12 protein-coding genes are annotated in these 13,491 nt (G+C 39.2%); 2 read left to right on the top strand and 10 right to left on the bottom strand.

The features are described 5' to 3' along the window. Positions 1-4: 4 nt before the first annotated feature. From argS to O3607_RS08330, 10 genes are all read right to left on the bottom strand, one after another. Complete coding sequence (gene argS / locus O3607_RS08375; protein ID WP_371443682.1) at positions 5-1,738, bottom strand: arginine--tRNA ligase; 1,734 nt, start codon at positions 1,736-1,738, stop codon at positions 5-7. Beyond that, positions 1,704-2,162: a DUF1934 domain-containing protein gene (locus tag O3607_RS08370; RefSeq protein ID WP_060924404.1), complete on the bottom strand. Its 459-nt coding sequence runs from the start codon at positions 2,160-2,162 to the stop codon at positions 1,704-1,706. Before O3607_RS08370 ends, argS begins: the two co-directional genes overlap by 35 nt. Positions 2,163-2,214: 52 nt before the next feature. Further along, entirely contained in the window at positions 2,215-2,496 is a 282-nt protein-coding gene (locus tag O3607_RS08365) for a GIY-YIG nuclease family protein (RefSeq protein WP_371443681.1), read from the bottom strand. Beyond that, positions 2,486-3,127, bottom strand: coding sequence for a peptidylprolyl isomerase (locus O3607_RS08360; protein WP_005385330.1), 642 nt, complete (start codon positions 3,125-3,127; stop codon positions 2,486-2,488). Before O3607_RS08360 ends, O3607_RS08365 begins: the two co-directional genes overlap by 11 nt. A 175-nt stretch (positions 3,128-3,302) precedes the next feature. Next, complete coding sequence (locus O3607_RS08355; protein WP_371443680.1) at positions 3,303-3,977, bottom strand: DUF3829 domain-containing protein; 675 nt, start codon at positions 3,975-3,977, stop codon at positions 3,303-3,305. A 25-nt stretch (positions 3,978-4,002) separates the two neighbouring features. After that, entirely contained in the window at positions 4,003-4,779 is a 777-nt protein-coding gene (locus O3607_RS08350; protein WP_060924407.1) for an HAD family hydrolase, read from the bottom strand. An 8-nt stretch (positions 4,780-4,787) separates the two neighbouring features. Further along, entirely contained in the window at positions 4,788-5,024 is a 237-nt protein-coding gene (locus tag O3607_RS08345; RefSeq protein WP_371443679.1) for a DUF1653 domain-containing protein, read from the bottom strand. 44 nt (positions 5,025-5,068) lie between these two features. Further along, the gene (locus tag O3607_RS08340; RefSeq protein ID WP_213467254.1) at positions 5,069-6,142 is read right to left on the bottom strand and encodes an iron-containing alcohol dehydrogenase family protein; all 1,074 of its coding nucleotides are present in this window, start codon (positions 6,140-6,142) and stop codon (positions 5,069-5,071) included. Between the two features lie 147 nt (positions 6,143-6,289). Beyond that, complete coding sequence (gene brnQ / locus O3607_RS08335) at positions 6,290-7,621, bottom strand: branched-chain amino acid transport system II carrier protein (RefSeq protein WP_349224554.1); 1,332 nt, start codon at positions 7,619-7,621, stop codon at positions 6,290-6,292. A 129-nt stretch (positions 7,622-7,750) separates the two neighbouring features. Then, positions 7,751-9,757: a molybdopterin-dependent oxidoreductase gene (locus tag O3607_RS08330; protein WP_371443678.1), complete on the bottom strand. Its 2,007-nt coding sequence runs from the start codon at positions 9,755-9,757 to the stop codon at positions 7,751-7,753. Positions 9,758-10,337: 580 nt separating this feature from the next. Between O3607_RS08330 and O3607_RS08325 the strand changes: the two genes are divergently transcribed. Further along, positions 10,338-11,477 (top strand): Ldh family oxidoreductase, encoded by a 1,140-nt coding sequence (locus O3607_RS08325; protein WP_105084988.1) that lies wholly within the window; start codon positions 10,338-10,340, stop codon positions 11,475-11,477. A gap of 296 nt (positions 11,478-11,773) precedes the next feature. Then, positions 11,774-13,411 (top strand): L-lactate permease, encoded by a 1,638-nt coding sequence (locus tag O3607_RS08320; RefSeq protein ID WP_178885580.1) that lies wholly within the window; start codon positions 11,774-11,776, stop codon positions 13,409-13,411. Positions 13,412-13,491 lie beyond the last annotated feature (80 nt).

Raw genomic sequence — 13,491 nt, 5'->3', positions numbered from 1 at the left:
CCTATTACATTTTTTCCGGAGCAGAAATACCTAAAATACCCAAGCCTTGACGAAGTACGAGGGCAATCGCTGTGATTAATCCTAGACGAGCTTGTTGCAACGCTGGATCTACGCCAATGATACGACCTTGACGATAGAAGGAATGGAACATGCTTGCCAAATCGAATAAGTAACGAGCAATACGATGTGGTGCACGATGTTCGGCAGATTGAACGACCTCTTCTGGATATTCAGCTAATTTTTTAATCAATTCTAATTCCATTTCGCTTGTAAGCGTTGTGAAATCAGTTTCACTATAATCGCCAAATGCGATGCCAGCTTCATGCACTTGGTTGTAAATGCTATGAATACGAGCATGAGCATATTGGATATAATACACTGGGTTATCATTGCTACGAGATTTAGCCAAGTTAATATCAAAATCAAGTTGGCTATCTAGAGAACGCATCAAGAAGAAGTAACGAGATGCATCTACGCCAACCTCTTCAATCAATTCATCTAATGTAACGCTATCGCCGCTACGTTTTGATAATTTAACGAGTTGTCCATCGCGGAACAATGCTACCATTTGTAACAATAATACTGTTAGTTTATCTGGGTCATACCCAAAAGCAGCCATAGCAGCTTTTACACGGCATACATAACCATGATGGTCAGCGCCCCAAATATCAATCATTTCTTTGAAGCCACGATCATATTTATTGCGGTGGTATGCAATATCTGCCGCTAAATATGTAGGAACTCCATTATCACGAATAACTACACGGTCTTTATCATCGCCATAGTCAGTAGATTTCAACCACAATGCACCGTCTTTTTCATACACTTTGCCAAGAGCCTTTAACGCCTCTACGGAGTGATGAATTTCATCAGCTTCATGAACAGTACGTTCAGAGAACCAATTATCGAAAGTAACACGGAAATTGCTTAATGTTTCCTCTAAGCGAGCTAATTTTTCTTTTAAGCCCTCTTCTTTAAACAATGCTACACGATCAGCTTCGTTCATAGCATTCAATTTATCAAAGCCTTCGCGTTCAGCAATAGCTTTTGCAGTCTCGATAATATCAGGGCCACGGTAGCCATTTTCAGGGAACACGAGAGCCCCTTCTGGAATATCGAATTCAGGCATGGAACCATCTTCGTTGCGCTTAGGTGGGAACACTAATGTAGCACCTTGCAACTCTTGGAAACGGTACTCAATGGAGATAGCCATATTATCGATTTGGTTACCTGCATCATTGATATAGTACTCAGACTGTACATTATAACCTGCTGCACGCAACAAGTTTACAAGAGCACTACCATACGCAGCACCACGACCATGACCTACATGTAAAGGACCTGTTGGGTTCGCACTTACGTACTCTACTTGAATCGTATCGCGTGCACGCAATGGTTGAATACCATACTGATCGCCAGCATTTAAAATAGCTTTCAACGTATCGTACACCATATCAGATTTCAAGAAGAAGTTGATGAAACCTGCACCAGCAACCTCAGCGCGTTCAAGCCAATCAAAATTCATATGGCTAATCAAAGCCTCTGCAATAGCACGAGGGTTTTGACGAGCTACACGAGCGGATTGCATCGCAATATTTGTAGAAAAATCACCGAATTCTTTTTGAGGTGGCACTTCGAGAACGATTTCTGGATATTCACCAGCTGGTAAGCCACCACTGTTAATCGTATCTTGTAATGCCTGTTCAATCCCCGATTTCAGGATTTCCTTCATGTCCATGCTCTGTATCCTCCCGCACGTCTATATCTAACTGATTATAAAATTGCCATTCACCTTCGACAGAAATATCATATCCTAAATGAACATGACCTACGCCTTCGTGAAAGTCTACTGTTAATTCATGAGTGTTCACGGCCATGTGCAAATCACCATACGGTGTTTCATACACGGATTCGCGCTCTTCACCACGGACATATTGATGACGCATATTAACAGCCCCTGTTCGGAGCAATACAATAGAGTCATCATGGATTTTAATGGTCGTCTTTACCCCATCTAAGCCAGTCACACTAGATTCTTCGTAACGCACATACTGGGCATTACCCTTTTCATGTGATGTACCTGGGGAAATCAGTTCCACTACGGTATCCTTGCCGTCCATATCTCGTTGTACACTTTTTACGGACACTAGAACCCGCTTCATTTTTCAACCTCCATGGCAGTAATTAATCATCATATTATACCATAATCAAAGACTATTTTGCACCCTCAATGAGTCGCAATTTCTTAGTCTTTGTCATCTGTTTTATGGCATATTCTCTACGTTGTGCATCTTGTTTATTGTGAAAGCTTTCAGAATACACCAATGTAACAGGACGTCGCCCTCTCGTATACTTAGCACCGCCTGGAATAAGCCCATTATGAGCCTCTATACGGCGCTCAATATCGGTGGTCCACCCACAGTACAAGGAATCATCAGAACAACGCACTAAATACACATAGTGTCGCTCTTTAGACTTAGTAGCCTTATTTGCCATTTTTTGCATCATCAGTAATCGGTTCCAATGTAATGGTATTGATGATTACTGGTTCTACTGGTTTATCATTACGGCCTGTTTTTACTTTGCCGATTTTTTCAACTACGTCCATACCTTGTACAACAGTACCAAAAATAGTGTGTTTATTATCTAACCAATCTGTAGGTCCCAAGGTAATGAAGAATTGAGAGCCCCCTGTATTAGGGCCACGGTTTGCCATAGCAAGAACGCCCATTTTGTTGAAATGTAAATCATTAGAGAATTCATCAGGAATTGTATAGCCTGGACCGCCAGCACCTGTACCATCTGGATCCCCACCTTGAATCATAAAGCCTTCGATAACACGGTGGAATGTAACACCATTATAGAAACCTTTTTTTACTAAGTAATCAAAGTTTTTTACAGTAATAGGCGCTTTAGAGCCTAGCAAACGAACTTTGAATTGACCATAATTTGTATCAAAAATAGCATACTCATCAGCAATTGGTGCGTTAGAGAAGTTAGGCATAGTTACAGTTTCTGCTTTTACAGTATTACCTTGTGGTTGTTCCCCACTTTTTGTACCACAAGCTGCTGTACCAAGCATTGTAATCCCCAACATTGCGCATAAAGCCAAGCGTTTCCAGTTCATAGTTCCCCCAAAATATATTGTTTATACTAACATGTATGTAAAATTCACATAGAAAAGCCGCTCAACCCGTGAGCGGCTCTTTTTTAGTATATCATGTTTTAGAGAAAATTTGGTTTAAATAATTATTAAATTTACCAAATTATATAACCTTATACTTTCAGTTATATATTAGCTATTATTTACCATCAAATTGTTCTGGGTTCGTGCTGTTATAGGTATCAATATAAGCATTGAAGGATTGAATCATTTCGTCAAGATTGTTTTCGTTTGAATCTGCAAGTACTTGACGTACGGAACCGACTACGGAATTGTAACGATCAGCCAGAACTTGTCCACGATCATTATTCACACTCTTGAGCAATGCATCGATTTCTGAAAGCTCTTTTTCTACAGCTGCCTTATCAGCTTTTTGAGGAGCTTTTTCAAGGTTTTCTACAAGGTTACTCAAGCGAAGCGTAGATTCCATTGCTGCCGCATAACCTTTCTTGCCTTCTTTTTTCAATTTTTCAACTTGTTTTTGAGTTTGTTCATTGTTAGTTTTTGTAAGAACATCACTAAATTTAGCATACGCTGTATCAAATTTTTCTACAGAAGCTACATATTTAGCAGCTAACTCTTTACCTTTAGCACCGCCATCGTTCATATAGGCTTTAGAGTCATTATAAGAAGTCAACTCTTTATACACTGGCACTAATTCATTAAGAACGTTCAATAGATTGTCCCGTTCTGCATCAAGATCCTTGAATGTAGAACCTTCTTTTTTAGATTTTTCCAAAGCGTCTTGCAATCTGTCATAGTGAGGTTGGTTAGTAATAGCACCTTCTTGGAAGCCACCTTTTAATTGCGCCAAACCGTCTGCTTGGAATTAACTCAAACTAATCAATCCACTTGAAATGCTTACACGCATTATAAATGCCATCCTTATCACAGTCGGTAGTGATATAATCGGCTTTTTCTTTCAATTCAGCACGTGCATTCCCCATGGCAATATTAAGCCATTCTGGCCTAAACATAGATAAATCATTATATCCATCACCAAACACTACGGCTTGATTAGGTTTCATACCAAAATAATCAAGCATATTGCGAATACCCAAAGCTTTTTCCATTGGTTCATATAAAACACAGCCATCGCCATAACGAATGAGCTTATGCGTCATATGCTCAATTTCTTTTTCCTCTTCTTCCCCTTCTTTAAAGAACACATAAATCTTATAAAACTCTTCTACATTATGAAAGTCAAAATTAGGATCTACTGTCGTTTTAAAAACATCCCAATTCGGATGCCAATCTAATATTTCCTTATACGGCGTAATTCGGCCTAATTTATTCCGATCTGTTACAGCCCAAGGAATATTATGGGACTCTAAATATTCCAAATAGTTAATGCATGCGTCACGATCCATGCCAATCATGGACACTAGTTCATTATTAACAGTAACACTATGTCCGCCGTCTGCCACAAAATCTGTAAGACCTGCTTGCTCAGCAAAACGCTTAGCATCTACTTGGATACGACCTGTAGCAAGCGCTACCCGATGGCCACGGCGCTTCAGTTCATCCAAACTATATTGTGCACTGTCAGGAATTTTACCTTCCGGCCACACAGCTAAGGTATTGTCTATATCGAAAAAGAAAAATTTCTGTTCCACAGGCCCTCCTAATCACGTCCGCTCATTAACTTAAATCGCTCTTTCTGCTCTACATCAGGATATTTTTCACGATCCACATCACTCAAAAACATATCTAGTGGTCGTACATATAAGTCACGTTGATCATATAATTTTTGATACACTACGAACTGTTCACTCGTTTCCGAATGAGTTGCAACATCTAACACATAATAGTACATGCCTTTAAAATGACGATATAAGCCACCCTTTTCAATTTTTCGCATTTATAACCTCATCACATAACATACACAAACGGTTACAAATTATATTAATCAAGAGATTCCATGTATTGAATAGCCTTAGTCAACATATCTGCTGTAATTTTGTACGGAGATACATCAATATCATGAACAGATGTAGCCTTTTCAACAATTTGAGGAATATGCGATGCAGTAAGACCTAACTGTGAAAGTTTAGTAGGCCAACCTAATTCGCGGTATATTGGCAACCACCGTTGTAATTCATCCATTTGTTGGTCAACGGTTAACAAAATAAGTAAGCCATATGCTACCATTTCACCATGCAAATGGTTTTCTTCTGTTTCTTTATTAGTAACACAGCCATAACATACAGCATGAGCCATATTACTATTATATGCCATAGGAACACAACCCGATACAATACCGGTAGTAAAGATAACAGTCATAGCAATGGTATCAAATGCATCACTACGTTTTTTAGCTTGACTGTCTTTATAGGCTTGTATACCATGTACTAAAATTGGTTCACTACACATAGAAGCTAGAGTAAGGCCTAACTGAGTATTATAATCTTGCTCACGATTGCGAGCAGAAAGATGAGTTTCATAGTGTTTTGCAATAGTATCTCCCATTCCCGCCCACAAGTAACGGCTTGGTGCTTCTACGAGAATATCAGCATCAATAAAGCAGTGCACAGGAGGATGATTTACAAAGGCTACGTCATCAAAAGTATGCTCTGCAGTGTAAACAGCTGCTACTTCTGACGTTGCAGCACAAGTAGAGGCAATGGTCGGAATTGTAAAGAATGGTTTATCATCTAACTCTAGAGCTACTACTTTTACCGTATCCATGGCCTTACCACCACCAACAGCAAACATAAAGTCCGCATCTTTTACAGAAGCCATTTGTGCAATTTCCTTACCTCGAGCGAAAGTACACTCTCCACCAAAGTGAATAATATCTAGCACTTTAATCCCTGCTTTATCAAGCACTGGACGAATGTGTGGCAAAGCTTTAGAAAGAGCTGTCTCACCACCGATGATAGCTACAGACTTACCATATAATTTTGTAAATTTGGGAATAGCATCGAACACCTCATGACCGCCAAAACTATAACTAGGTAAACAATGAGTACTACGCATAAAATCTTCCTTCCTTCATTCATTCATTATCTATATTCTTATTATAGAAACTTCTACTCACAAAATCAATTTTATATGACAACCCTTAAGACACAAAAAGGTTCTATACTTTCACCCAAAACGAAAGTATAGAACCTTTAATATTATTTATTTATTTTCGGACACAAGACCTTTATGGATAAGACCTACAACAAAGCCTAATACCGCAAAGCTCACCCAGCCCATGCCAGCAGCCTGGAATGGAATGTATTGAGTAAAGAGCTGTTCCAATGCAACAGGTGCAATACCTGCCGTTTCAAGACCAGTCATAAGAGCAGAGATCATTGTGAAAGCCATTGTCCATGCGTATACGCAACGACGACCACCGAACACATTGTGAAAAAGTGCTAACAAGATGATTACAATCGTTAACGGATACAAGAGCATCAACACTGGAATCGCTGCACTGATGATTGTTTTCAAACCGAACATGCTAAGACCAAATGCTGCTACGGAGAAGATTACTACATATAATTTATAGCTAATCTTCGGTGTCAACTTGTGGAAGTACGTACCACAAGAAGTGATAAGACCGATACTCGTAGACAAGCAAGCCAAGAGAACGATGATAGCCAAGATAATTTGACCGAATTCACCGAACAAGTAGTTAGCACTTACGGACAACACAGGAGCACCTGTATCAAACAAACCAAAGCGTTCAACACTAGTAGCACCAATGTTAGCGATAAATACATACACAATACCAAGAAGAGATACTGCAATAGCACCTACTTCCATTACTGTTTTTGTAATAACCGCACGAGATGTAGCGCCGCTAAGACGAACAAAGTCGATTACAAGAATAGCAAATACTACGGAAGCCAATGCATCCATCGTATTATAGCCGTCCAAGAAACCTTGCAACACAGCTGTAGGTGCATCACCATAAGTAGGTTGTGGCACTGCATAGCCGCCTAGCGGAGTCATAAAGGATTTAATAATTAACAACAGAATTACAAGTAGTAATGCTGGTGTCAAAATATTACCGATACGATTAACAAGCTTTTGTGGGCTAATGGATAACCACAAAGAAACACCAAAGAATAATGCCAAGAAAATTGGTTCCATATTCATGCTTAAACCTTCTGTGAAAGGTTTAATTGCAATTTCATAAGCTACAGTACCAGTACGTGGCGTCGCAAACATTGGACCGATACTCAAGTAAAGAGAAATTGTGTACAACAAGCCATAAATTGGATGAACACGGCTCGCAAGTTCTTCAACATCTTTACAGGAGGAGTACCCCATCGCTGCAACACCTAAAAGTGGAAGGCCTACACCTGTTAATACGAAGCCGAGCAAAGCCCAACCTACATTACTACCAGCTTGTTGACCTAAGGCCGCTGGGAAGATCAAATTCCCTGCCCCAAAGAATAGGGCGAATAACATCATGCCTATAGCCCAATAGGCGCGGGCAGATAATTTATCATTACCATTCATAAACGTAACCCCCTTCAGGTTATATATAGAAATAATGTTACTATTATAATCCTAATGAGGATATGTATGCAACAAAAATATCCTTGTTATGATATATTAGCATAATATTATTCCCATAAGTAAAGGAAATTAAACATCCGCCTTTTTGATGTAAACTTGCACATCATAGAATGTACTACCCCAACCTTGATCCGTAGGTCTGTCTGCTGTAAGTACATTAATACCTACATTAGGATCACTAGATTGTGATTGCCACCATACACCAAGGGTTACCAATGTACCTCGTTGTACACCTTCATCGTAGTAACCTTTAATTCTTACACTACCACGTTGATTATAGATTTCCACTTCATCGCCATCATTAATGTTATATACTTTTGCATCTTTAGGATTGATGCGTAGTTTCATCAATTCAGGATCATCAAATTCTAACTCACAGAAGCTAGAATCTAAAATGCGAATATCATTACCGATAATAAGCCAGAATGGTGCACTATCACCATAAGGCGGTAAATAACGAATTAGTGGCTCCACATCATGTGGATTATATAACTCAATCTTTCCAGATGGCGTTTTAAAATCTAATTTATAATTTTCAGGCAACGTCATCTCTACTGGTTCACCTTGGAGAATTAAATTTTGATCATCCTTAGAAATACGGTGCGACGCACTTACAATTTGGTCTATTAAATCTCGTTCACTATGCTTAAAGAATTCATCTGTAAGTCCCATACGTTTAGCTAATTCAGAAATCACTTGCCAGTTAGAGCGGGATTCGCCAATAGGATCGATTAATTTATAACCCGTTCCAATTGTATAGTGCCCATAGGAGTTATATATATCGTCATGTTCTACTGATGTTGTGGCGGGCAATACAATATCGGCGTATTTACATGTGTCGGTAAAGAAGCGTTCGTGAACAACCGTAAATAAATCATCTCTCATCAAGCCTTTTCGCACTACATTTTGATCAGGTGCTGTTATAGCCGGATTACTAGAGAATACATAAAGACTATGCACAGCTGTACCTGATGGGTTTGTAAGCATTTCACCTAGTTTAATCATAGGCATCAATCGCTTTGCTGGTGCATCCACATGAGCCTGTTGCATCACTTCTTTGCCCACAAACTTACTACCACTAGCACTCGATAATAAGCCACCGCCTAAATATTGCCAAGCTCCAACTACAGCAGGTAATGCATTAATAGCACGACAGTTCATAGCACCATTCCCATAGCGTGATAACCCACTGCCAAGACGTATAAATGGAGCCTTAGCTTTAGCATAGGCATGGGCAAACTCAATCATACGTTCTACGGAAACGCCACAAAGTTCAGATGCTTTTTCCGGTGTAAAATCAAGCAACACATCGTTTACGAGTTCATCATAACCTTGTACATGTTTCTTAATAAAATCTATATCTGCTAAACCGTCTCGATGAATAATATGAAGCATACCTAACGCTAAGGCACCATCACTACCAGGTTTTACGTAAATATGTTCATGAGCTTGATTAAAAGTATAGGTTTTATGAGTATCAATAATCCAAACTTGAGCGCCATTCTTTTTTGCTATGTTTACATCATGTAAGATATGAACATCAGTAGCAGTGGCATTAATGCCCCATAGAACAATTAAATCACTATGTTGTGCCTCTTGCGGTTTAATGGCTAGTGTATCGCCATAAACAGAGCGGAATCCTGCCTGTTTTGCAGGGGAGCAAATACCACGGTCCTGGTCTGTAGCACCAATACGGCGGAAAAAGTAATCTGCTGCTGGGCTTTGAATCACACCCATCGTACCTGCATAGGAGTAGCGCAAAATACTTTCACTGCCATGAGTACTAATAGTTTCTTTAAAATTATTAACAATGGTATCTAATGCCTCATCCCAACTGATACGTATATATTGGTCTTCACCGATTCCTTTTTTACCAATCCGTTTCATTGGGTACTGTAAACGCAATGGAGAATGAACCACTTGTTCGTAATGCGCCATTTTAGGGCACAATGTACCTCTTGTAAAAGCATGATCTCTATTACCACGAACAGATACTACTCTATTGTTCTCTACCGATACAATTAGACCACATGCGTCTGGGCAATCATAAGGACATACTGATTTGTATTCTTTCAAAATAAGCACCTCGCTTATAAATTATATAAACTATAGGATGTATATTTATATTATATTACAGCATTGTCTGTATAAGTGTAACCTTTAACACATTTTCTATCTTCACAAAGATTAAAATCATTGCATATCATGCATATCAATACATTCAGTTATCACAATACGTTGCTATACATATCAAAAATTTTTATATATGTTATTGAACATTTCAAGTTTTATCGATGTTTATCCATTCTCATTCTTGCTCAAAGCCTAAACAGATATACTAATAAGCTCTATAAAAATACTGAAAATCTATAAAAAAATCATGCAATCATAACTAAAAGTCATAACCATATAGTTTTAGGTATAATCGGATGTTTCAGTAATCGACCTCGGAATATGTGACAAACATCACCGGTACGTATGCGTATTTAGTAATGTGTTTCAGACTGTAAGACTATTCAATCTCACTTCTTTCTGTGCTATACTGACATTGTCATTTGAGAGGATATAGAGCTCACCAGATATCATTTAAACTTCATGATATTTTAGAGTGACGTTACTATATCAGGTACATATTTTCTGAAAAGAGGTTTTAACGATGGCAGACGCAAAAAACACTGTGTTATTCCCTTATGAAACATTGAAAAAATTAAGCATGGACGCTTTCCAAAAATTCGGTTTCTCCGAAAAAGAAGCTGACATCATCCAAGACGTACTTTTGACTTCCGACTTGTTCGGTATTCAAAGCCATGGTATGCAACGTATGGTTCGTTACCACAAAGGTATCACTAATGGCTTGATCAAAATCGACGCAAAACCTGAAATCGTAAAAGAAACTCCAATTTCCGCAGTTATCGACGGTCATGACGGCATGGGCCAAATCTTGGGCCACATGGCTATGGAAATGGCTATCGAAAAAGCTAAAAAATCCGGTGTTGGTATCGTATCCGTACGTAACTCCAACCACTATGGTATCGCTGGTTACTATGCTAAAATGGCATCCGACCAAGGCTTAATCGGTTTCTCTTGTACAAACTCCGAAGCAATCATGGTTCCTGTATATGCTCGTAAAGCTATGCTTGGTTCTAACCCTATCGCTTGGACTGTACCAGCTGATCCTGTTGACTTCTTCTTCGATTGCTCCACTACAGTAGTAACTCGTGGTAAACTTGAAATGTACAACAAAATGGGCAAAGCTACTCCAGATGGTTGGGCTGTTAATAAAGACGGCGTTCCTTCCACTGATGCAGCTGAAGTATTGGGCAACATCTCCCGTCATGAAGGCGGCGGTATCCTTCCTTTAGGTGGTGCTACAGAAGTTCTTGGCGGCCACAAAGGTTATGGTAACGGCATGATTGCTGAATTATTCTCCTCCATCTTGTCCCAAGGCGGTACTTCCAACAAATGTATGGTTGGCGGTAAATCCAATATCTGCCACGGCTTCATGGCTATCAACCCTGAATTCTTCGGTGACCCAGCTGAAATCAAAAAACACTTCTCCCAATTCTTACAAGAATTACGTGAAGCTCCTAAAGCTGCTGGTCAAGACCGCATTTACACTCATGGTGAAAAAGAACATGAATCCGTTGAAAAAGTTAAAGCTGAAGGCATCCCTGTACTTAACGGTACAATGCTAGAAGTTCAAGATCTTTGCAACGAATTAGGTCTAGACTTCAAATCCTACTTCGGCGATTATGTACCAGAAGCTCCTGCTACAATGTTCAAAGGTAACTACTAATACCTAAGACCTTACAAAGGCCCTAACACGGACATGTAGTCAGTAAAGAAGGGGACATAAACACTGTTTATGTCCCCTCTCTTATATTCTTAACCTCATATGTAATGAGGTTAAAAATTTTTAAGAGATATATCACTTTTTATGATAAGTATATCTGTTATTTTATTGTAATCCTTTATTTTAACTGAACTTTTACAACTTAATATAATAGCGATTTACTCATCAATTAAATTGATTAAGCTACATCGTCCTGTTAAGCATATATTTTTATTTTTCTTGAAAGGATGATTTTAGAAATGAGTGCTATCACCGTTCTATTAGCGCTATCTCCAATCATTTGGTTGATCGTAGCGTTATCCATCTTGAAATTACCAGCATGGCAAGCAACAAGTGTTGCTGCAATCGGTTCTTTCATCATCGCTATTACAGCATTCCAATCTGACCCATTTATTATGGTCACTGGTGCCCTTGAAGGTGCCGCATTGGCAATCTGGCCAATCCTATTAGTTATTACAGCTGCTATCTTCGTTTATAACTTGGTAGTACATACGAAAGCAATGGAAACTATTAAAACAATGCTTTCTTCTGTAACATCTGATACTCGTGTACTTGCATTGTTACTTGCATGGGGCTTCGGTGCCTTCATGGAGGGTATGGCTGGCTTTGGTACTGCCGTTGCAATTCCAGCTGCTATGATGGTTGCAGTAGGTTTTGACCCGCTAAAATCTATCATTGCATGTCTCGTTGCAAACTCTGTACCAACAACATTTGGTTCCATTGGTATTCCAACAACTACATTGGCATCCTTAACAAGCCTTGATCCAAGCCATTTAGGTACATTCATTTCCGTACAATTATTCTTGCTTAACCTTATCGCACCATTCTTCGTTGTTATGATCATTGGTGGCGGTGTTAAAGCGTTAAAAGGTGTATTCCTTGTAACATTACTTTCCGGTTTAGCATTAGCTATTCCTGAAACTATAATCAACGCAGTAATGGGTCCAGAATTATCCGTAATCTCTGCATCCATCGTTATCATGGCAGTTATCATTATTTGTGCAAAAATTATGCCTCCTAATGATCCTGCATACGCAGTTAAACAAACTGGCGAAGTTCCTAAAGTTTCCGGTGGCGAAGGCCTTGTAGCTGCAATGCCATTCATCTTGATCTTCGTATTATTGTTATTAACTTCCAAATTGTTCCCTGCAATTAATGGTCCTCTTGCGTCCATTAAAACATCTGTACCTATCTACCAAGGTCCTGGTGCAAAACCTTACACATTCGTATGGATTGCAACTCCTGGTATCATGATCTTCATCGCTGGTATTGTTGGTGGTTTCATCCAAAAAGCAAAAGCTGGCGAAATCTTCGGTACATTGGGTTCCACAGTTAAAAACTTGAAATTCACATACCTTACAATCATCACAGTTGTTATGACAGCTAAATTGATGACTTACTCTGGTATGACTGCAGATATTGCGAAAGCAATGGTTGCCGGTACAGGTTCCTTGTACCCTCTATTCGCTCCTATCGTAGGTGCATTGGGTGCCTTCTTGACAGGTTCCGGTACAAACTCCAACGTATTGTTTGGCCCACTTCAAATCGCTGCAGCTCAAGGTTTAGATCCTACAAACTTCGAAGACCTTGGCTTCTGGTTGGCAGCAGTTAACTCCGGTGCAGCTGGTATCGGCAAAATGTTGTCCCCACAATCCATCGCGATTTCTATTGGTGCCGTAGGTCCTGCTTTGAAAGCATACCTAGAAAACCACAAAGAAATTAATTCTGAAGAAGCTCACAACTTAGAACATGAAATCGAAGCAAGCGTTATCATGAACAGCGCATTCAAATACTTCTTGATCTTCATCGTTATGCATGGTTGTATCTCCTTCTTCGGTCAACATTTCATCCATGAAATTCACCACTTCTTCTTCTAAGATTTGGTAACATAAAAAGAACAGCTCTTGATGAGCTGTTCTTTTTTATTGCCACATATGAGAATACTACATATAACACG

Origin of the sequence: Veillonella sp. 20925_1_51 (assembly GCF_041431445.1) — a bacterium.
GTDB lineage: Bacteria > Bacillota > Negativicutes > Veillonellales > Veillonellaceae > Veillonella > Veillonella nakazawae.
Note: the sequence above shows the minus strand (reverse complement) of the source record. Positions and strands in the feature narration are given on the sequence as shown.